The sequence below is a fragment of the Shewanella polaris genome, assembly GCF_006385555.1.
Lineage (GTDB): Bacteria > Pseudomonadota > Gammaproteobacteria > Enterobacterales > Shewanellaceae > Shewanella > Shewanella polaris.
Genome location: NZ_CP041036.1, coordinates 21142 through 42867, shown reverse-complemented (window position 1 = coordinate 42867; position 21726 = coordinate 21142). Strand labels below are relative to the sequence as shown.

Sequence of the window (21726 nt, the reverse complement as noted above, 5' to 3'; positions counted from 1 at the left end):
CACTTAACCGGCTCGCGGTGTGTTTTACTTACCTTCCGAAGAAGTTAACAAGTAATCTGTGTGAACACTCACATGCATTGCTGCACTTTAGGTATTGAGTTAGTCGTATAGGTAAGGAGGTGATCCAGCCCCAGGTTCCCCTAGGGCTACCTTGTTACGACTTCACCCCAGTCATGAACCACAAAGTGGTGAGCGTTCTCCCGAAGGTTAAACTACCCACTTCTTTTGCAGCCCACTCCCATGGTGTGACGGGCGGTGTGTACAAGGCCCGGGAACGTATTCACCGTAGCATTCTGATCTACGATTACTAGCGATTCCGACTTCATGGAGTCGAGTTGCAGACTCCAATCCGGACTACGACGTACTTTGTGAGATTAGCTCCACCTCGCGGCTTTGCAACCCTCTGTATACGCCATTGTAGCACGTGTGTAGCCCTACTCGTAAGGGCCATGATGACTTGACGTCGTCCCCACCTTCCTCCGGTTTATCACCGGCAGTCTCCCTAGAGTTCCCACCATTACGTGCTGGCAAATAAGGATAGGGGTTGCGCTCGTTGCGGGACTTAACCCAACATTTCACAACACGAGCTGACGACAGCCATGCAGCACCTGTCTCACAGTTCCCGAAGGCACACCAGAATCTCTTCCGGCTTCTGTGGATGTCAAGAGTAGGTAAGGTTCTTCGCGTTGCATCGAATTAAACCACATGCTCCACCGCTTGTGCGGGCCCCCGTCAATTCATTTGAGTTTTAACCTTGCGGCCGTACTCCCCAGGCGGTCTACTTAATGCGTTAGCTTGGGAGCCCAGTGACTAAGTCACCAAACTCCGAGTAGACATCGTTTACGGCGTGGACTACCAGGGTATCTAATCCTGTTTGCTCCCCACGCTTTCGTACATGAGCGTCAGTCTTTGTCCAGGGGGCCGCCTTCGCCACCGGTATTCCTTCAGATCTCTACGCATTTCACCGCTACACCTGAAATTCTACCCCCCTCTACAAGACTCTAGTTCACCAGTTCTAAATGCAATTCCCAGGTTGAGCCCGGGGATTTCACATCTAGCTTAATGAACCGCCTGCGTACGCTTTACGCCCAGTAATTCCGATTAACGCTCGGACCCCTCGTATTACCGCGGCTGCTGGCACGAAGTTAGCCGGTCCTTCTTCTGTAGGTAACGTCACAGCAGCGTGCTATTAACACGCTACCTTTCCTCCCTACTGAAAGTGCTTTACAACCCGAAGGCCTTCTTCACACACGCGGCATGGCTGCATCAGGGTTTCCCCCATTGTGCAATATTCCCCACTGCTGCCTCCCGTAGGAGTCTGGGCCGTGTCTCAGTCCCAGTGTGGCTGATCATCCTCTCAGAACAGCTAGGGATCGTCGCCTTGGTGAGCCATTACCTCACCAACTAGCTAATCCCACCTAGGTTCATCCAATCGCGAAAGGCCCGAAGGTCCCCTCCTTTCCCCCGTAGGGCGTATGCGGTATTAGCAGTCGTTTCCAACTGTTATCCCCCTCGACTGGGCAGATCCCTAGGCATTACTCACCCGTCCGCCGCTCGTCAGCAAAGTAGCAAGCTACTTTCTGTTACCGCTCGACTTGCATGTGTTAGGCCTGCCGCCAGCGTTCAATCTGAGCCATGATCAAACTCTTCAATTAAAGTTTTTTGAAATACTCTGTTAGGAATATTTCGGCTCAATGAATTCTGATTTACACCTTATAAACTCGGAAGAATCTATAAAATGCTTGTTACATATTGCTATGAACATTCATCGTTGCATTGAGTTGAAATTTTTTGATTGCCTACATTCCGAAGAACAGAAGACAATTTCGAATAACTCAATACCTGTGAATGTCCACACAGATTTCTTGTTTAGATTGTTAAAGAGCGATGATACCGATTTTTCAGGTATCGCCATAAGACGCTAGGTCGTTGGCTTGGGAGGCGTATTTTACGCGTTCCGATTGCTGCGTCAAGTGTTTTTTCAAACTTTCTTTTCGCTGCTGAACTCAGTGTTTTGAAGCACTTAATTCAACCTAACCCGGTGACCGCTTGCGCTGTCTGCCGTGTCAGTGGATGCGCATTATAGGCAACACAAGATTTAGTGCAACCCCTTTTTTAAGGTTATTTGTCATTCCGGGCTTGTTTGCGGATAATTTAGCCTGACCAGCTAGTTTTTAAGCATTATACTGTCTCAAACTACGAAATATAAGGATTGTTATGTCTACGAATGTAAGAACTTACCAAGGAATACACCCCGATTTAGCTGATAACGTCTACGTTGATGAGTCTGCAGTGCTTGTTGGTGACATAAAATTAGACCGTGATGCCAGTATTTGGCCATTAGTGGCTGCTCGCGGCGATGTGAATAAAATCCGTATCGGTAAACGCAGTAATGTCCAAGACGGCAGTATATTGCATGTAACCCGTAAATCAGCAGCAAATCCTGTTGGCCATCCATTGATCATCGGTGATGACGTAACTATAGGTCATAAAGCAATGTTGCATGGCTGTAAGGTTGGTCATCGGGTGTTAATAGGTATGGGATCTATATTGCTTGATGGTGCAGTCGTAGAGGATGACGTGATTTTGGGTGCAGGTTCATTAGTGCCACCGAATAAGGTTTTGCAAAGTGGTTACTTATATGTAGGCAGCCCATGCAAACAAGTTCGGCTTTTAACAGCCGCAGAGCGCGCTTTTTTACCTCAATCATCTGATAATTATGTTCGTTTAAAAAATGAATATTTAGTGGATTTACAGCAGTAATCGTAATGTAGAATCGCACGATGGACCAATTCCACATTGGTTCATTTGCTTTAAACCTTGTCAAATGTATCCATCTATACATACCTTGAAAAAATTAACACCATGCTTCTAATGACTGATATTAATAGATAGTCATTAAATGCACTATAGTTCTAAATTTTTGCTGGCACATTAAGGCCACGATGAGTTTGTGGCTTTATGTTATGACCAAATAGAGACTTTAGAGCAGCAAATTAAGTTATTGGCATAAACTTTAACAGCATACTCACCGGCCATTCGATTTAACTATGGTTTTCACAATATGATCAAGATTTGACAATTGTATTTAGAAAAGTAGATAACAACATGTACTCTTAAAAACGACAAAAAGGTTGAAACCAACAGCACCTCAAACAAGTCGATAGTATTAAATCTGTTATTTAATACTAATATCGCCCTTGCCATTAAACTGCTCTTGCTCAATCAAGAGTTCTGCTTTGTCTTCTAGGTCAAAACGACACTTTTCAAACATATTTATAACGTTATTTTCACTCACTAGTTGATCATCACAAAGTTCGCTAATAACAGCAAAGCTAGCAAAGCAATTAATATTCATCCCCTGTTGTTGAGCAATAAACCTTACTTGATTTGTTTCAACATAGAGTTGGTCACTAAAAATGACGCTTTGATTCATTAGTCTGATGCCTCTTGTGCCAATAACTCTCGTAATTTACGCATTACAGGTCCTTTATCAGGGGTGACACCTCTCCATAGCTTAAAACTTTCCGCAGCTTGACCAACCAACATCCCTAACCCATCTGCGGTTTTACGAGCATGCCGCTCTTGCGCCCATTGATTGAATACCGTGGTATCTTGACTGTAGGTCATATCGTAACAATCTGTGGTTTCATCGACGATAACGTTAGGTAAAGTAATGAGCTGCCCGGATAGTCCTGCTGAGGTTGAGTTAATAACTAAATCAAATGGCGATAGTAATTTTTCAATGGGTTGAGCAAAAAAGTTGCCGTATTCATTAAATAAGTCTTGGAGTTGCTCTGCTTTTTCATGAGTCCGATTACAGATAATCAACTGAGCCACATTGTGCTGCAATATAGGTAAAATACAACCTCTTGCCGCGCCACCAGCACCCACCAATAAAACTCGCTTACCTTTTAGTGAACCAAACAGCATTTCTAAATCGTTCACCAAACCAACACCATCTGTGTTGTCACCACCAATTTTACCATCAGGTAAATTAAACAAGGTGTTGACTGCGCCAGCGAGTTTAGCGATTTCACTGAGCTCGTCGCACATAGCAAATGCTTGCTCTTTAAATGGTGCAGTGACATTGGCACCTTTTCCGCCATCGGCAAAGAATGCCGTTAGCGAAGTTTCAAATTGATCAACAGGGGCGAGAATGGCTTCATAGCTTATGTCTTGCTGAGTTTGCTTAGCAAACTCAGTATGAATAAATGGCGACTTACTTTGCGCTATTGGGTTACCAAATACAGCATACTTATCTGTCATTCGCTTCATCTCTTGGTTAACGATTTAGGGATACATCCCACATCCATCGTGAGATGTTAACGGCTATATGCTTTTGGCATAGCTGTTTTTTGTAAATAGCGATCACGTAGTTTGTCTTGACGGCTGTCAGTACTTTGTTCTTCACCTGCTATCCACATCTTTTTTACTTTACTACTAAACTCGAAAGGGTCGCCACTCCATAAAACTAAATCAGCAGGTTTCCCCACGGCTATTTGTCCTGAATCTAAATGAAAAATATCAGCTACATTTGCTGTCACAGCAGCCAGTGCATCATCATAATCCATCCCATTAGCAACGGCATTTCCGGCACTAAAACGTAGAGCATAAATACTATGACTATCACCAGGCAAGGCAATGGCCACTTTCACTCCGGCTTTAGTTAGTTTACCTGCATTTTCAAGTGAGTTATGTAATGAATCAAAACTTTCTGGCAAGTTACGCATGCTGTCGATAACCACTGGGATTTTCGCTTTCGCTAACTGATCTGCCACTATTATGGCATCGGCTGCATTAACCAAAATGAGATCAAGGCCAAATTCCTGTTTAAGCTTAATTAAATGCAAGATATCACTGGCACGGTCGACTGAAACGATTAATGATTTCTCGCCCGCAAGCACTGCGTTAACAACACTGTCTTCCCGACTAGGTTCATCTTTGGCTTTAGCGGTCTTTGGTGTTTTTTTCACTTGGGCTTTTTTAGCATCTTCGAGCTTATTAATTAATTGTTGCATACCTGTCGCACGGGACCCCTCTTTCGAGGCTCCCAAAGCAACCACCAATCCCGTATTAGCTGCCAGTAGGCTGTCCCAATTACCACTTAAATCCACTGTAAAAGTCTGCCCCGAAAAAATGCCTTCGCCACCACCAGATGATACGATGTTACGGGTTATACCACCTTTGCGAGCAAATGGTACGGTAGAAGCTTTGGGGTTATAAGCTAAGCTGGGGTCAAAAATAATATCGGCTTCTTTTTCGTAAGTATCACGTGATGCAGATACGGCACCGATCTCTACTAGCCCCAAGTCATTCATGCTAGCAATAAAGCCTGGTGTTAATATTGCGCCTTTGGCATCAATAATGGTATCGGCAGTGGGCGATTGTGGATTAATGGCCACAATCGTACCGTCTTCAATCACAACTGTGGCATCGGTTAATACACCTTGATCAGTCACTGTATGCACGGTTGCATGAATAATGGCTACACTTTCAGCTTGAGCAGCACTACTTAACGCAAGGCTGAATGCAATCACGGATTTATTGAATAGTGTCATTATCTTGCTCCTTATTGCTGACCTAACATAAAGTCACTTTGTGCCTGATAGGCTGGGTCTTGACGGTCATATACTTTCGCGCCATCGATAAATACTTGTTCCGCTTGAGCATAAACACTAAACGGGTTGGTATTCCACACCACTAAATCAGCATTTTTACCTTGCTCAAGAGAGCCGGTTTTATCGCTAATCCCCAATGATTTTGCCGCATTAGCGGTAAGCCAACCAATCACGTGTTCTTCTTTCAAATCAAATCCGTTTTCATTAGCCCTATGCATTATTTTGGCAGTTTCTTGATTTAAGCGTTGAATCGTTACACCTGAATCGGAGTGTACTATTGCGCAAGAGTTTTTAACCGCATCAACCATTGCAACATTTTCAAGCACCATGTCATAAGCTTCTAATTTAAAGCCCCACCAATCTGGCCACATAGCGGCACAGTTACCGTTTTCAGCCAGTAAATCTGCAATTTTATAACCTTCTACAGCATGGTGGAATGTTCCTGCGTGATAACCAAATTCTTTGCCTAAGTCGATCATCATTGCCATCTCTTCAGCTTTATAACAATGATTGTGAATAAGAATGTCACCTTCAAGCACACCTTTTAACGTGTCTTTCATCAAGTCTCGTTCTGGTACCTCAGGATTTTTACCAGCAGCATAATCAGCATCATATTTGTCCCATGCCCGTTTATATTCTGTAGCCTGAATAAATGCAGTACGGTAACCCGCCATATTCCCCATACGTGTCATGGGTAATTCATTACGGCTTCCATAAAGGTTTTTAGGGTTTTCACCGCAGGCCATTTTTAAACCGTAAGGGGCATTAGGGAACTTCATAGCTTGCATGGTAGTAGCGGGGACATTTTTGAGAGTCACGCCTCGGCCACCAATAAGATTGGCAGAACCAGGTAAGATTTGTAATGTTGTAATACCGCCTTCACGGGCACGATTAAAACCAGGATCTTGTGGCCACACACTATGCTCAGCCCAAACTTCAGCGGTAACGGGATTCGTCATTTCATTACCGTCATTATGTGACTCGGCGTTCGGGCTTGGATATACGCCTAAGTGCGAATGTACATCAATAATACCCGGAGTAATCCACTTGCCTTTAGCATTAATAACCACAGCACCTTCAGCAACTAACTGTTTTCCTACAGCACTAATTTTACCGTCTTTAATTAACACATCAGCCTCATCAATACGTTTACCTGTACCAGTTAACACAATGGCATTTTTAAGTAGCGTGGTTGAATTGGGCAGCACATGGTAAGTACTTGGATACGGGTTAGCATTGATTGTAATTTTTTTATCTTGTTGTTCTGCAGGGCTACAACCTATTACTGCGGTTGAAAAAGCTACAGCAACCAATGAAGGCATCAGTTTTACCATTGGGATCTCCTTTGTTATTTGACCTCCAATCTAACTAAGATAATTATCAAAATACAGACTAATCGTTAAATAGTTGGTATCAAAATGTTAACAAAAAAAAGAATCACTGTAACGGTAATGATTTAGATATAATGAAGCCGATATTCTTAATGGCAGATAATATGAACTGGTTACGTAAATTATTCACCAAACCTCAAGCCGATATTAGTAGAGACACAAGCCAATCTAATGCCTACGACATTATTGGTGGAGATAAAGTCATCCGCGCAATTGCTCATGACTTCTACCAACAAATGCAACAACGCCCTGAAGCCCAAGCATTATTAGCCATACATCGATCGCCAATTGCAGATTCAGAACAAAAACTGTATGAATTTTTAAGCGGTTGGTTAGGTGGGCCGCAACTGTATCAACAAAAATATGGTCATCCAGCTTTGCGCGCGAGACACATGCCCTTTGCGATTGATGAGTCGATGCGAGAACAATGGTTAATGTGTATGCGTGCAGCCATTAAAAACACAATAAAAAAGCCTGAACATCAACAAGTGATTATTCAGGCTATTTCGACCCTAGCAGACAACATGCGTAACCGATGACTCAATACAACAGCGTACTAAGTACTAGAATTTAGCTAACCAGTCTTGTGGTTTTAAGTAGATGTCATACAATTCAGCTTCAGGGCTATCCTCTTCTGGAGTATATCCATATTCCCAGCGCACCAATGGCGGCATCGACATTAAAATAGATTCAGTGCGCCCACCCGTTTGTAAGCCAAACAAGGTACCTCGGTCGTAAACCAAGTTAAACTCAACATAGCGGCCACGACGATAAAGTTGAAATTGACGTTCATCATCACCAAATACCAATTCTTTGTTGCGTTCGACTATTGGCTCATAAGCTTCAATAAAACCATTACCAACCGCTTGCATAAACTCAAAACTACGTTCAAAACCAGGTTTGTTTAAATCATCAAAAAAGAGTCCACCTACACCACGCGTTTCATTACGGTGAGGTAAGAAGAAGTACTCATCACACCATTTTTTGTATTTAGGATAAACTTCTTCGCCAAATGGATCGCAAATATCTTTAGCCATTTGATGCCAGCTGATCACATCTTCTTTAAATGGATAGTATGGCGTTAAATCAAATCCACCACCAAACCACCACACAGGGTCGGCCCCTTCTTTATGAGCAATAAAAAAACGCACATTGGCATGGGTTGTAGGAATATAGGGATTATTAGGGTGGATAACTAAAGATACACCCATCGCCTCAAAACTACGGCCAGCCAATTCAGGACGATGCGCAGTGGCCGAGGCAGGCATAGCATCACCCATCACATGTGAAAAATTAACTCCAGCTTGTTCAAATACCTTGCCTTGGGTTAATACCCGACTAGTACCACCACCGCCTTCTTCACGCTCCCATGAATCAGCTTTGAAAGTGGCTTTGCCATCGAGTAGCTCTAAACGCTGACAAATATTTTGCTGCAATACGAGTAAAAATGATTTTACTTTTTGTGCGTCAGGCACTTGAGAAAGATTGTTTGACATAATATTAACTTCCAGTACGAAGGATCTGACCACTGCGGGCATCTATAATAGTTGATGGCTGACGTTGTTCGCCCAGCTGACCTAAAATCAATGCCTCAATTTTATCGCTAAAATCAGTGATGATATGTTGCGCATCGACTACTGGTAACTCACCAGCTAAATTGGCACTTGTCGATACTAAAGGTTTATTGAGGGTATTGCACAATTCACGCACGACGGGATGAGCTGAGACACGCACGGCGATAGAGTCAAACTCACCACAAAGTAATTTAGATACATGCGCTTTAATAGGCATGATAAACGTAAATGGTCCAGGCCATTTAGATTGCACAAACTGCAATTGCTCCCATGTTAGTTGAGTGATATCAATATAAGGAACAAGTTGCTCCAAAGAACTGGCAACTAAAATTAACCCTTTTTGCCAAGGACGCTGTTTAACTGCTAACAATTTTTCGATAGCACTGTCGTTGTCAGGATCACATCCTAAACCAAATACAGCTTCAGTAGGATAAGCAATCACTCCACCTTGGTTTATAACGGCGGCGACAGCAGATGGCTGCAATTGCAACATTAAATTCCCTTGCATCAAATTAATTTTAAAACGAAAACTATAAAGCTCGCTTATATTTACAGGATTTTTGCGGACACTCGACTCGACTACCAGCCGCCCCTTTTCGTTCTACTAAAATTCCGAAACCACAATCAGGGCAAGCTTCATTATATGGAGGATAGTTTACGATAAACTTACATTTTGGGTAGGCACTGCAAGCAAAAAAAGTTTTCCCATATCGACTGGTTCGAGACTCAAGGTGGCCTTTAGCACACTGAGGACAGGTAATCTGTTCAGCTTGATTAGTATTATCGTGTTTTTCAATATGGGTACATTCAGGATAATGCGTACAACCGATAAAAATACCAAAACGCCCCGATTTAACCGCCAGTTCATTACCACATTTAGGGCACACTGAACCGCTGATGACTTGAGTTTCTATCGACTCATGTTGCACTAATGGACGAGTATAATCACATGTTGGATAATTATTACAACCGACAAAGCCACCATGTTTACTATGTCTAACCGACAACTCAGATCCACAAGCAGGACAAAGCTCAAACTCTTTATCTAATGCATGCTCGTGGACATTAAACAGCTGTGGATCAATTTTCGACATGGTGTTCTCAATAAATAATATTTTAGAGTCCTAAAAAAGGAGGCCAAGCCTCCTTTTTATTATGAGTGTAATCGCCCTTCTGGCTGCTCGAAGATTAAATCTTCCATTTGCTCATAAGCAGACTCATTTCCAGGCACATTAAATAGTACCATTAATACCACCCATTTAAGATCTTCTAACACCAATGTTGGCTCATCTAACTCCATGACACGGTCAATGACCATTTCGCGAGTTTCAACACTGAGCACTTGGATCTGTTCTAAAAACAGTAAAAAACCACGGCTCTCAACATCTAATTTAGCCATTTCCGCTTTGGTATAGATACGGAATGAATGTTGTGCATGATTGCACAAGTACGGTTTATCGCTTTCTTGTAGATCAGCAAGGTGCTCTAACCAAGAAAGTGCTTTTATAATATCTACTTGATGAAAACCCGCACGAGTTAACTCTTTAGTGAGTTCATCTTCATCAACTAATAGTTCAATTTCACTATGAACATAATTTTCAAATAAATACATGAGGATATCAAACATGGCTAACTCCTCTTTAGTCTGACGTAACCACCGGGCACTGCTGCAACCCACCCTTGTAACTCGAGTTCAAGCATTTGTATTAACACCAGATCTATTGTCTTCCCACTATCCTCAACCACAGCATCTATGGCTGTCGTTTCATATCCTACACTAGCTAACAGCGGAGGAAATGGCAAATTACAAACTTCATTATCCTGTATATGGTGCCGTTGATGCAATTGTTCAAGGTGATAATCCGATAAACAGCCTAATTCTTCTATTATATCGGCAGCAGACTCGACAAGTTTTGCTCCATTTTTAATTAAATCATGACAACCTTGGCTATAACCGCCTAATACAGACCCCGGAACAGCAAACACCTCACGGTTTTGCTCCATAGCCAGCCGAGCACTAATTAATGAGCCACTTTTACGACTTGCCTCAACGACTACGGTACCTAAACTTAGGCCGCTGACAATACGGTTACGCCGCGGAAAATTACCAGAGAAAGGCCCAATGTTTGGCCAATACTCACTGATGACACAACCAGTATTGATAATATCGTGATACAAATTTTGATGGCGTTTAGGATAAATACACTCGGCTCCAGTGCCAAGAACCGCAATTGTTTTACCGTTCGCGTTTATTGCCGCTTTATGTGCAGCACCATCAATGCCTGTCGCCATACCACTAGTAATTGCAAAACCTTGGTTGGCTAACTGATAAGCGAGTTCGGCAGTCATATCTAAGCCACCACGAGAGGCATTACGGCTGCCAACCACCGCTATACTAGGCAAAACTAGGGACAATATCTGACCTTTAACAAATAACACTGGTGGCGGATCGGTAATCTGAGAAAGTAATGGAGGATAAAGGGGATCAGAAAGAGTCACAATATAGTGATTTGGTTGCGAATCAAGCCATGCTAAGGCTTGCTCCACTTTGTTAAAGTCTATATGGCACTTAGCCAGCAGGTTTGCCGGCAAGGGCAAAGCCTGTGGTTCAAACTCTAAACGTTGACGAATTTCTTCAACGTCCATCTGAGTTAATAATTGTTGAACCCGGGCCGGTCCTAGCCCAGATACTGCACAAACAACTAGCCAGTCGACCAGTTTATCTGAAATTATTCACCTTTAATCGTTAATGGCTCTGGTTTAGACAACTTATCACCCACTCGAACAGGGCGGCCACTAAACATAATCAATCCTAAACTAGTTTTATCAAACACTTTAAAGACCATTAAATTACCATGGAAAACATCAGGCATTTTATAAGCCGTCTCTTCTGAAAACTGTGCAAGGACTTTATCGTAAGTTGAACTATCAAGGGGACGGACAGGATTACCATCGTTATCAATGACAATGTTTTCACCATCGCGGAACATTGAAAAAACATGACCAGTCTTAACACCATCATCTGCACCACGATCAATATATACCACGTCAAGTTTACCCGCTTCACGAATATTGCCTATGGTAGCAATAATTGAGGTAGGCACACTTAAGTCTGCTGCTTTAGGAATAAAATATGCCGACATTAACGCTTCATCTTCAACAGGTGTCACATGATAGCCACCTTTGGTTTCGCGTAAACTGCTGAGCAGTTCAACTTTCGACACAGTCCCAGATTCAATAACTCGGCCAGTTGATGCTAAAATAATTTCTCGGCCTAATAACTCACCACTCTCAGGGGAGAAAAACTCACGGCCAGTTTGGTAAATAGCAACTTTAAGGCCTTGTTCAAGCATTGCATTAACATATACAACGTCATTGACGACATGATGAATCGAAGGACTCTCACCGCTCATAACAATTGGCTGCCCATCTAACCATCTAGGATCAACCACCCTATTCTGTACCAAATAGGGCTTAATTAAGGCAAGATCTACAGCTGGAATAGGGCCATTTTTCGATATAACACGACCTTCAGGGCTCTTTTTGATGTGTTGCTTAACCACTAAACGAGGTTGACCATCAATAAATTCCAAAGTCAGTCGATCACCGGGATAAATTAAATGCGGATTCGCAATTAATGGATTATTTCCCCACAATTTAGGCCAACGCCAGGGATCATTTAAAAAATAACCAGAAATATCCCATAACGTATCGCCTTTTTTAACGACATACGTATCTGGATGACCACCAACTTTCAGTGTTAATGTATCCGCACTAGCCAAAGAAAAATTTAAACATAGAAAAACAAGTAATAATAAGCGTTTCATGGTGAAATCCATGTTGTTTAGCTCTTTATTAGAGCTTTTTACTGTTATTGATAGCCCGTAAGGATTAAAATTACCCTAATTACAATTGCCAGTATAGCTTTCTGGCTGAAATTTGACAGACTTGTTAAGAGTTTATATATGCCAATACTTAATGTTTTACGATTTCCAGATGAGCGTTTACGTACTATAGCTCAACCAGTAACGGATTTTGGTCCGCAACTACAAACACAAATAGATAACATGCTCGAGACCATGTACCTAGAAAAAGGTATTGGCCTAGCCGCCACGCAAGTCGATTTTCATCAGCGACTTATTGTGATGGATTTACAAGATGAAGTTGATCGTCCAACCGTTTTTATTAATCCTCAAATAATGGCCAGTAGTGGCGACTTGGCAAATGAAGAAGGTTGCCTTTCAGTACCGGGGATTTACGCCAAAGTTGATCGTGCAGAATATGTCACTTTAAAAGCGTTAGATCGCCATGGTAATGAATTTACTGTTGAAGCTGACGAGTTATTTGCCATTTGTATTCAGCATGAAATAGATCACCTTAATGGCAAGTTATTTGTCGATTATTTATCGCCATTAAAACGCCAGCGCATTAAAACTAAGCTTGAAAAAGAAGCTCGTTTAGATGCTAGAGAAGCATAGGAAGTCATTTGAAACCGTTAAAAATAATCTTTGCCGGTACTCCGGATTTCGCGGCTAGACATTTACAAGCACTCATCGATTCTGAACATGATGTAGTAGCCACTTATACTCAACCAGATAGACCCGCAGGACGAGGCAAGAAACTCACAGCTAGTCCAGTAAAGACCTTGGCTTTAGAGCATGATATTGCGGTATTTCAACCAGCATCATTACGTAAAGAAGAGGCTCAGGCTGAGTTAGCACACCTTAATGCAGATATTATGGTGGTAGTGGCTTATGGATTGATTTTACCGAAGATAGTGCTTGATACTCCGCGTTTAGGTTGTATTAATGTTCACGGTTCAATTTTACCTCGTTGGCGCGGAGCGGCTCCTATACAAAGAGCATTATGGGCTGGAGATGCCGAAACGGGTGTCACCATTATGCAAATGGATATAGGCCTAGATACTGGCGATATGCTATTAAAAACATTTCTACCTATCGACAATACAGACACTTCAGCGAGTCTATATGAAAAGTTGGCAGTTCAAGGCCCACAAGCATTAATTCAGGCCTTATCAGGATTAAGCGAAGGGACCTTAACCGCTAAAAAGCAAGATGAAACACTCGCAAATTACGCAGAGAAACTATCAAAAGAAGAAGCTCGTCTTGATTGGCATAAAAGTGCTAAGCAATTATGGCAAGACATCCGTGCGTTCAATCCTTGGCCAGTCAGTTATTTTGAACATCAACAAAGTACCATTAAAGTCTGGCAAGCTGATTATTCCGATGAGATATGCACCGAGTCACCGGGAACGATTATTGCTGCAACTAAACAAGGTATTGAAGTTGCGACAGCGGACGGCAAGTTAATTATTCAAACCATGCAACTGCCTAACAAAAAGCCCCTTAATGTGGCTGACATTCTTAATGCTCGTAGTGATTGGTTCGCTGCTGGTGTGTGTTTAAACCAAGAGGCTAACTAGCATGAATGTGCGCGCACTGGCAGCTAAAGCGATTTATGAAGTACTCGAAAAAGGTACGTCATTATCAGTAGCGCTACCCGATCAACAACAACACTTAGAAAACGGCAAAGACAAAGCCTTACTGGCAGAGTTATGTTACGGCGTAATGCGTCAATTACCACAGCTAGACAAATGTGTAAGCGACTGCCTAGCTAAACCGTTTAAAGGTAAGCAGCGAATATTGCATCAACTATTGATTGTTGGTTGTTACCAACTTTACTTTACTCGCATTCCTGCACATGCCGCTATTTCTGAAACAGCGGAAGCCTGCAGACAGTTACGTTTCGATGGTTTGGTCAAAGTGGTCAATGGTGTATTGCGTAATATTCAGCGCCAAGATGCCGCATTAAATACCGACTCAGATACATTACGTTTTAATACTCCGGCTTGGTTTATTAAGCGTTTACAACAAGCGTACCCAGAAAGCTGGCAAGCCATTATCGAACAAAGCCACCAGCGTCCACCAATGTGGCTCCGAAACAATCAACAATCACAAACACGTGAGGTCTATTTAGCAGCACTAGCCCAACATGATATTCAAACCCAAGTTGGTTTAAGCCAAGATGCTATATTGCTCGAAAGCGCAAAAGATGTCGCAGCGTTACCAGACTTTATGGAAGGCGCAGCATCGGTGCAAGATGGCGCAGCACAATGGGCAGCAACCTTACTTGCACCAACAGCAGATGAACTTATTTTAGATGCTTGTGCCGCACCAGGTGGCAAGAGTTGCCATTTACTAGAGCTAGCTCCCAATATCAATTTAGTCGCTGTCGACTTTGATCAAAAACGTCTTGTTCGAGTACAACAAAATCTGGACAGGTTACATTTAAAAGCGCAACTTATTCACGGCGATGCAGCAGACATCCCATCATGGTGGCAAGGACAGCAATTCGATCGAATATTACTTGATGCACCTTGCTCTGCCACTGGGGTAATTCGCCGTCACCCAGACATAAAATGGTTGCGTAAAAATAGCGATATTGAAGAGTTAGCTAACTTACAAAAACAGATATTAGATCATTGCTGGCAATGGCTTAAACCGGGTGGCACCTTATTATATGCAACTTGTTCTATTTTGCCCCAAGAAAATAGCCAGCAAGTTGAACAGTTTCTAGCTCGTACGCCTGATGCGAATTTAGTACCGATAGAGCAACAAACTCATCGCGATGATATCGGTTGGCAAATTTTGCCAGGGCAAAATAATATGGACGGCTTTTATTACGCGCGCCTAGTTAAAGCACTTTAAGGATGTACTTCAAGCCATGAAAATTATTATTTTAGGCGCAGGGCAAGTTGGTGGCACATTAGCTGAAAACTTGGTCGGTGAAAATAACGACATCACACTAGTCGACAGTGATAGAGCTCGATTAAGATTGTTGCAGGACAAATTTGATTTGCGTGTTGTTGTCGGTCATGGCGCCCACCCAAGTGTATTAAAAGAAGCAGGAGCAGAAGATGCAGACATGCTCATTGCAGTAACCAACAGTGATGAATGCAACATGTCAGCATGCCAAATCGCTTACAGCTTATTTGGTACACCGACAAAAATTGCTCGTATTCGCTCAGAAGCTTATTTGGAGCTTCAAGATAAACTATTTATCAGTAGCGAGATTAAAAGTGGTGATGCTAAGCCCCGTGGCGGTTTTATTATTGATGAACTCATCGCGCCAGAACAGTTAGTAACCACTTACATACAAAGATTAGTTGAATACCCAGGAGCACTTCAAGTACTTGAATTTGCAAAAGGAAAACTCAGTCTCGTGGCAGTTAAAGCTTATTACGGTGGTCCATTAGTCGGCAATGCGTTAGCGACATTACGTGAGCATATGCCGAATATTGATACCCGAGTCGCGGCTATTTTTAGACAAGGCCGACCTATTATGCCGCGCGGCACCACGATTATTGAAGCCGATGATGAAGTATTTTTCGTCGCTGATAGTCGTCATATTCGTGCGGTAATGAGTGAGATGCAAAAACTGGATAATTCTTACCGCAATATCATGATAGCTGGTGGCGGTAATATTGGTTTTGGTCTTGCCCAAAAACTGCAACGCACTCACTCGGTTAAATTGATTGAGCACCGTCAAGAGCGCGCCGAGATGTTGTCGGAAAAACTCGTAAAAACTACGGTGTTTTGTGGTGATGCATCAGACCAAGAATTATTGCTTGAAGAACACATAGATCAAACCGATGTATTTATTGCCGTCACCAATGATGATGAAGCCAATATTATGTCTGCACTTTTAGCCAAACGCATGGGCGCTAAAAAAGTCATGGTGTTGATCCAGCGTGAAGCCTATGTCGATATTGTGCAAGAAGCTAACATCGATATTGCCATATCCCCTCAACAAGCCACTATTTCAGCTTTATTAACTCATATTCGCCAAGGTGATATTTGTAATGTTTACTCATTACGTCGCGGCGCGGCAGAGGCTATTGAAGCTATCGCCCATGGTGACTCAAGCACTTCAAAAGTTGTGGGGAAAAAAATTGGCGACATTAAATTACCGCCGGGCACCACCATTGGTGCCATTGTACGTAATGATGAAGTATTAATGGGCCACGATAAAACGGTAATAGAACAGGGTGACCATGTCATTTTATTTTTAGTAAATAAGAAGTTTATCGGTGATGTAGAAAAGTTGTTCCAACCTAGTGCGTTTTTCTTCTAATTTACAATGTTTAATGTAAAACAGATTGTTTTCATTCTCGGCATTTTCCTCTCGATACTGACAGGATTTATGTTAATACCAATGGGTTTTGCGCTATTTTATAGCGAAGAAACCATTGGTGACTTTATGATATCTGGTTTATTTACCGGTTTGATTGCTATTTTGTGTATTCAAAATGGCCGTAACCATCATTTTAATCTCAATATTCGTGATATGTATTTACTCACCAGTATCACTTGGTTTGTTGTCAGTCTATTTGCCGCACTGCCCTTCACTCTTTATCACGGTATTAATTATACAGATGCCTTTTTTGAAACCATGTCAGGGATCACCACTACCGGTTCAACGGTACTATCGGGGTTAGACACCATGGACCACAGCATTTTAATCTGGCGTTCGTTACTTCAATGGCTTGGCGGTATTGGTTTTATTGTAATGGCAGTAGCAATCTTGCCATTTTTGAATGTGGGAGGAATGCGCCTATTTAGAACGGAATCGTCAGATTGGAGCGACAAGACTACGCCTCGAACCCAGCATATGGCCAAACACTTATTTCTTATTTATGTCGTATTAACGCTGTTATGCGCATTGTCCTATCATCTTGCTGGCATGCATTGGTTTGAAGCAATTAATCATGCAATGACCACATTATCAACAGGAGGATACTCGACCTCCGATCGTTCGATGGCGGCCTTTTCACACTCGGCGCATTGGGTTGGTATCGTGTTTATGTTAGCCGGCGGGTTACCGCTACTAATGTTTGTGCAAACCATTCAACAAGGCAGTTTGCGCATATGGAATGATCAACAAGTAAGAGGCTTTTTAACCTTGGTATTACTGGTGTCATTTTCATTGGCATGTTGGTTGTGGCAACACCAAAGCATAGATTTTTTAGATGCATTTAGGTTATCCAGCTTTAATGTGATTTCAGTTATCACAACCACAGGTTATGGATTAACGGACTATCAATCTTGGGGGGCTGTCGCTAGTGTCGTATTTCTATTTTTAATGTTTATCGGCAGTTGCTCAGGTTCAACCTCTGGCGGGATAAAAATATTTCGTTTTCAAATTGCCTTCTCAATAATGCGCCAGCAAATTAAACAACAATTCCATCCTAATGGTGTGTTTAAAGACAAATATAACGGCCATAGTATTCGAAATGATATCGTCCGCTCAATCATGGCTTTTTTTATGTTGATGGTTATCGTTATATTAACACTTTCAATTATTCTGGTACTGACCGGATTAGATCCTATGACCAGCTTTACTGGTGCTATTACAGCAGTAGCCAATGTAGGACCAGGCCTTGGTCCAATTATAGGTCCAGCCGGAAATTTTGCTCCCCTTCCCGATATTGCTAAATGGGCATTGGCATTAGGAATGTTATTGGGGCGCTTAGAAATACTGACTGTTGCAGTGTTATTTCATCCTAAGTTCTGGCATTTTTAATATCGATATATAGTGATATTTATTTGATACATATAGACTTTACTACTAAAAACAACAAAGATAATATATTAAAAACCAGTTACGTAAGTAAGCGGCTAGGAGAATTAAGTACTAAGGATAAATGTTGATTCCCCCTGACACAGATCATTTATCAGGAGGTTGAGTTGGTACAACAGCGACTACGCAGGTACAGCCGTCGCTAATTCGACAATATGATCACCGTAAACCTTTACATCTTCCCAGTCGGTATAATCAATAATTGCGGTGGGGTCAGTAGGACCATCAGTCATTTTCATGATAAGACGGATCATAAAACTGTCATACCAAGGCCATGAAGGATAATCGACTTTACCAGCAATAATTTTAACATCCTGCGGTTTCCACTCTGACAAGGTTAAAAACTTTTGCAAATAGGTATTATTTTCAGGAATTCGTTTTTCTGGTTTACGAGCCACAACGCTAACGCAAAAAAAACTATTTGGTATTTGTGATAAATGCTGCTTGTTTTCGCGAACAAACTTAAATACTGATTTATGATATGAGCCATATAACACACAAGCACCTAACGCAACGGCTTGGTATTTAGACCATTCAATAGTCGCTTTATCTTGAATATTAACAACATCACAATGATTACCTTTGGATTCAATTTGCTGTGCAATTACTCGGCTAATATGTGCCGTATGACCACCTCGGGAATAATATAACACTAAAATATTGGCCATTTTTTAATTCTCATTATTGGATAATTTGTCTCATTTTGGCAATAAAAGCGATTTTAAACCCCTGCAATGATCACAAATTAGAAATAGCTCATATATTTAATAGTTAAAATTGAGATCTCTGTGATGCAGCAGTATGATGATACAAGAAATTTAATAGCACTCACCCTCTACGTAATTACAGGTCATATATAAGGACACTCATGAAGCAAGATATTGACGTTGCAACAATGCTAAATAATGCAGAAACGGCAGCACAATGGCTAAAAGCCATTGCCAATCCTTACCGCTTAATGATTTTATGTTTATTGTTAGAACAAGAACTAAGTGTCACTGAGTTAAATGAAACGGTTCCTTTGAGCCAATCGGCATTATCACAACATTTAGCGGTATTACGCACCCAAGATTTGGTTAACACTCGCAAGAGTTCACAAGTGGTTTATTACACCCTGAAAAATGAGCAAGTCACTGAAGTTATTTCTATTCTTCATCGCCGCTACTGTGCTTAAACAACACTGAAGTTTAGGCCGCTACATTGGCCGTTAACAAGCTCTGGGATAATAAATGTTTATCAAACTACCATCATCCCGTTACCCTTGGTTGGTTTGATTTGCAAAAAATCTGTTATTAACACGTAAAAGTGCTTGGTTCGCACAACAAATGGTAACTTTGATATTACAGGTGTTAAATAAAGCCACTTTACCGAGTTGTCCCTACTGTTATACCGAGAAGGGATTAATCGTGTTAACTAAAAACGCATTAAATTTACTACAAATATGATGAGGTTATTTTTGCGCTGCGATTTGTTTAGCGAACTCGTCTACTTTACCCCAATCCGTAAACTCGAACGTTCCCTGAGTATCTGTCGGTCCTTTCGTCATCCACATGATAAATCGAATCATGAACTTATCAACAAAACGATAACGAGGATAATCAATCTTGCCCGCAAACACGCCTAATAGCTTAGGTTTCCAAGCCGATAATCCTAAAAACTTTTGCATATATGGATTGGTTTCTGGAGTATTTTTTTCAGGCTTTCTTGCGACGACATTGACGGTAAAAAAACTATTTAACTTGGTATCGAGTATCGCTTGGTGTTGCTCAACAAACTTGAACAATTCAGGTCGATGTTTGCCGTATCGAATACTGGCACCTATAACCACTTTGTCCACAGAAGCTAAATCATTAACATCAGCAGCCGCTAAATTAACTACACTTACTTGCTCACCTTGTTCAGTTAGTACTTGCTTAATTTTCTGACAAATTGCCAGTGTCTGACCATCAACCGTTGAATATAAAATAACTGTATTTAACATTAATTTTTCCAAAACGTAGGAGTGAATAATACCAGTAAGGTGAATACTTCTAATCGACCAAATAGCATTGCCATTACCAGTACCCACTTAGCGCCGTCTGTAATACTGGCATAATTAGAGGCGACGTCCCCGAGTCCTGGTCCCAAGTTATTTAAACTTGCTGCGGTCGCACTAAATGCTGTGATGGCATCCATATCCATGGCCATTAATATCACCATACACACAACAAACACCAACGCATAGGCAGAAAAGAAACCCCAAACGGCATCAATAACTCTATCTGGCAATGCCATTGTTCCAATTCGAATCGAATACATTGCTTTAGGATGGATTAATCGTTTCATTTCACGTGAACCTTGCAAGATAAGCAAAATTAAGCGAATCACTTTCATACCACCACCAGTAGAACCAGCGCAACCACCAATAAAACTAGAAAAAATTAATAGAATAGGCAAGAACAACGGCCAAGAATGGAAGCTTTCAGTACCAAACCCCGCAGTTGTTGAAATAGAAACGACTTGAAAAAAAGCATAATCGAGGGTTTTCTCTGGAGAATCATAAATACCAGACTGATATAAAGTCGTAAAACAAATTGCCGTAAGCAACAGCTGAACAGCAATTAACACCTTAAATTCGGCGTCTTTCAAATAGACTTTAACGTTAATACCGCGGCGAGTAAATGCGGCAAAATGTAAGCTAAAATTAACCGCTGCAATCAACAAGAAAACCGCACAAATAACGTTAATCAGCGGACTTTCAAAATAACCTATACTGGCATCGTGGGTGGAAAAGCCACCAATAGCAATGGTCGAAAATGAATGGCAAATAGCATCAAATGCATCCATGCCAGCAAAATAAAATGCCAATGCACAAGCGGTAGTAAGTAAAAAGTAGATGTACCATAACGCTTTCGCTGTTTCGGCTATTCGAGGCGTAACCTTGGTATCTTTCACTGGCCCAGGTACTTCTGCTTTATAGAGTTGCATACCACCAATACCCAGTAGCGGTAAAATAGCTACAGCCAGTACGATAATACCCATCCCCCCCATCCATTGTAGTAAATGGCGATAAAACAATATTGACTTAGGGAGGTCATCTAACCCAACGATGACCGTTGCTCCCGTTGTTGTTAAGGCCGAAAACGATTCAAAAAAACTATCAGTCCAACTTAAATCTGGGTTATTAGAAAAAATAAATGGCAGTGCACCAATTGATCCTAGTACTGTCCAAAACAGCACTACAATCAAGAAGCCTTCGCGAGTTCTAAGATCACCTTTTTCATGACGGTTGGGATACCATAATAAAAAGCCTAAAAAAATACTGACAGAAAAAGCCTGAATAAAGGCGGTACCGCCACCATCTTTATATAAGATAGCCACTAATGCTGATGGCAACATGGTGATTGAAAATAATCCCATCAGCAAACCGGTGATTCTAATAATTGTTTTATATTGCATTAAGGATTCTGTTTAAGTTGTACTGCGTCGAATTTAACAATT

Annotated in this window: 21 protein-coding genes and 1 rRNA gene; 8 read left to right on the top strand and 14 right to left on the bottom strand. The window is 41.6% G+C overall.

Annotated elements, in window-relative coordinates:
- Positions 1–112: 112 nt before the first annotated feature.
- A 16S ribosomal RNA gene (locus tag FH971_RS00185) occupies positions 113–1655 on the bottom strand.
- Positions 1656–2217: 562 nt separating this feature from the next.
- On the opposite strand from FH971_RS00185, the gene FH971_RS00180 reads away from it, so the two are divergent.
- Complete coding sequence (locus FH971_RS00180) at positions 2218–2763, top strand: gamma carbonic anhydrase family protein (protein WP_140232883.1); 546 nt, start codon at positions 2218–2220, stop codon at positions 2761–2763.
- A gap of 415 nt (positions 2764–3178) precedes the next feature.
- Here the strand turns inward: FH971_RS00180 and FH971_RS00175 are convergent, their stop codons facing one another.
- The 4 genes from FH971_RS00175 to FH971_RS00160 are packed head-to-tail and all read right to left on the bottom strand — an operon-like array spanning position 3179 to position 6955.
- Complete coding sequence (locus tag FH971_RS00175; protein WP_137224043.1) at positions 3179–3436, bottom strand: DUF1488 family protein; 258 nt, start codon at positions 3434–3436, stop codon at positions 3179–3181.
- Entirely contained in the window at positions 3436–4269 is an 834-nt protein-coding gene (gene aroE, locus FH971_RS00170; protein ID WP_140232881.1) for a shikimate dehydrogenase, read from the bottom strand. Before aroE ends, FH971_RS00175 begins: the two co-directional genes overlap by 1 nt.
- A 56-nt stretch (positions 4270–4325) precedes the next feature.
- Complete coding sequence (locus FH971_RS00165) at positions 4326–5561, bottom strand: amidohydrolase family protein (protein WP_140232879.1); 1236 nt, start codon at positions 5559–5561, stop codon at positions 4326–4328.
- Between the two features lie 11 nt (positions 5562–5572).
- Positions 5573–6955, bottom strand: a complete 1383-nt coding sequence (locus tag FH971_RS00160; RefSeq protein ID WP_140232877.1) for an amidohydrolase — start codon at positions 6953–6955, stop codon at positions 5573–5575.
- A 161-nt stretch (positions 6956–7116) separates the two neighbouring features.
- Here FH971_RS00160 and FH971_RS00155 point away from each other — a divergent pair, with 161 nt between their 5' ends.
- Positions 7117–7551: a group II truncated hemoglobin gene (locus tag FH971_RS00155; RefSeq protein ID WP_137227376.1), complete on the top strand. Its 435-nt coding sequence runs from the start codon at positions 7117–7119 to the stop codon at positions 7549–7551.
- A gap of 24 nt (positions 7552–7575) precedes the next feature.
- On the opposite strand, the gene hemF is transcribed toward FH971_RS00155, so the two are convergent.
- The 6 genes from hemF to FH971_RS00125 all read right to left on the bottom strand — a co-directional run bounded on the left by hemF (position 7576) and on the right by FH971_RS00125 (position 12425).
- On the bottom strand, positions 7576–8508 hold the full coding sequence (gene hemF, locus FH971_RS00150; protein WP_137224051.1) for an oxygen-dependent coproporphyrinogen oxidase: 933 nt from the start codon (positions 8506–8508) through the stop codon (positions 7576–7578).
- Positions 8509–8512: 4 nt separating this feature from the next.
- Complete coding sequence (tsaC, locus tag FH971_RS00145; protein WP_140232875.1) at positions 8513–9079, bottom strand: L-threonylcarbamoyladenylate synthase type 1 TsaC; 567 nt, start codon at positions 9077–9079, stop codon at positions 8513–8515.
- A gap of 37 nt (positions 9080–9116) precedes the next feature.
- On the bottom strand, positions 9117–9680 hold the full coding sequence (locus FH971_RS00140) for a DNA topoisomerase family protein (protein ID WP_137224055.1): 564 nt from the start codon (positions 9678–9680) through the stop codon (positions 9117–9119).
- A gap of 59 nt (positions 9681–9739) precedes the next feature.
- The gene (locus tag FH971_RS00135; RefSeq protein ID WP_140232873.1) at positions 9740–10213 is read right to left on the bottom strand and encodes a DUF494 family protein; all 474 of its coding nucleotides are present in this window, start codon (positions 10211–10213) and stop codon (positions 9740–9742) included.
- Positions 10214–10215: 2 nt separating this feature from the next.
- Complete coding sequence (dprA, locus tag FH971_RS00130; protein ID WP_140232871.1) at positions 10216–11232, bottom strand: DNA-processing protein DprA; 1017 nt, start codon at positions 11230–11232, stop codon at positions 10216–10218.
- A gap of 83 nt (positions 11233–11315) precedes the next feature.
- Positions 11316–12425 (bottom strand): LysM peptidoglycan-binding domain-containing protein, encoded by a 1110-nt coding sequence (locus FH971_RS00125; protein ID WP_140232868.1) that lies wholly within the window; start codon positions 12423–12425, stop codon positions 11316–11318.
- A gap of 126 nt (positions 12426–12551) precedes the next feature.
- Here FH971_RS00125 and def point away from each other — a divergent pair, with 126 nt between their 5' ends.
- The 5 genes from def to FH971_RS00100 are packed head-to-tail and all read left to right on the top strand — an operon-like array spanning position 12552 to position 18189.
- Positions 12552–13064 (top strand): peptide deformylase, encoded by a 513-nt coding sequence (gene def / locus FH971_RS00120; RefSeq protein ID WP_217495333.1) that lies wholly within the window; start codon positions 12552–12554, stop codon positions 13062–13064.
- An 8-nt stretch (positions 13065–13072) separates the two neighbouring features.
- Positions 13073–14029 carry a methionyl-tRNA formyltransferase gene (gene fmt, locus FH971_RS00115; RefSeq protein WP_137224066.1) on the top strand — a complete coding sequence of 319 codons (957 nt, stop codon included), beginning with the start codon at positions 13073–13075 and terminating at the stop codon, positions 14027–14029.
- Position 14030: 1 nt separating this feature from the next.
- A complete protein-coding gene (gene rsmB, locus FH971_RS00110) occupies positions 14031–15314 on the top strand; it encodes a 16S rRNA (cytosine(967)-C(5))-methyltransferase RsmB (protein WP_140232865.1) in 1284 nt (427 codons plus the stop codon).
- A 16-nt stretch (positions 15315–15330) separates the two neighbouring features.
- Positions 15331–16740, top strand: coding sequence for a Trk system potassium transporter TrkA (gene trkA / locus FH971_RS00105; protein ID WP_137224070.1), 1410 nt, complete (start codon positions 15331–15333; stop codon positions 16738–16740).
- 6 nt (positions 16741–16746) lie between these two features.
- Positions 16747–18189 (top strand): TrkH family potassium uptake protein, encoded by a 1443-nt coding sequence (locus FH971_RS00100; protein WP_137224072.1) that lies wholly within the window; start codon positions 16747–16749, stop codon positions 18187–18189.
- 179 nt (positions 18190–18368) lie between these two features.
- Here the strand turns inward: FH971_RS00100 and hemG (FH971_RS00095) are convergent, their stop codons facing one another.
- Positions 18369–18914 (bottom strand): menaquinone-dependent protoporphyrinogen IX dehydrogenase, encoded by a 546-nt coding sequence (gene hemG / locus FH971_RS00095; protein ID WP_137224074.1) that lies wholly within the window; start codon positions 18912–18914, stop codon positions 18369–18371.
- Between the two features lie 200 nt (positions 18915–19114).
- Between hemG (FH971_RS00095) and FH971_RS00090 the strand changes: the two genes are divergently transcribed.
- Complete coding sequence (locus tag FH971_RS00090; RefSeq protein ID WP_011635510.1) at positions 19115–19420, top strand: ArsR/SmtB family transcription factor; 306 nt, start codon at positions 19115–19117, stop codon at positions 19418–19420.
- A gap of 276 nt (positions 19421–19696) precedes the next feature.
- On the opposite strand, the gene hemG (FH971_RS00085) is transcribed toward FH971_RS00090, so the two are convergent.
- A complete protein-coding gene (gene hemG, locus FH971_RS00085) occupies positions 19697–20227 on the bottom strand; it encodes a menaquinone-dependent protoporphyrinogen IX dehydrogenase (protein ID WP_137224076.1) in 531 nt (176 codons plus the stop codon).
- On the bottom strand, positions 20227–21684 hold the full coding sequence (locus FH971_RS00080; RefSeq protein WP_140232863.1) for a TrkH family potassium uptake protein: 1458 nt from the start codon (positions 21682–21684) through the stop codon (positions 20227–20229). Before FH971_RS00080 ends, hemG (FH971_RS00085) begins: the two co-directional genes overlap by 1 nt.
- Positions 21685–21726: the final 42 nt, after the last annotated feature.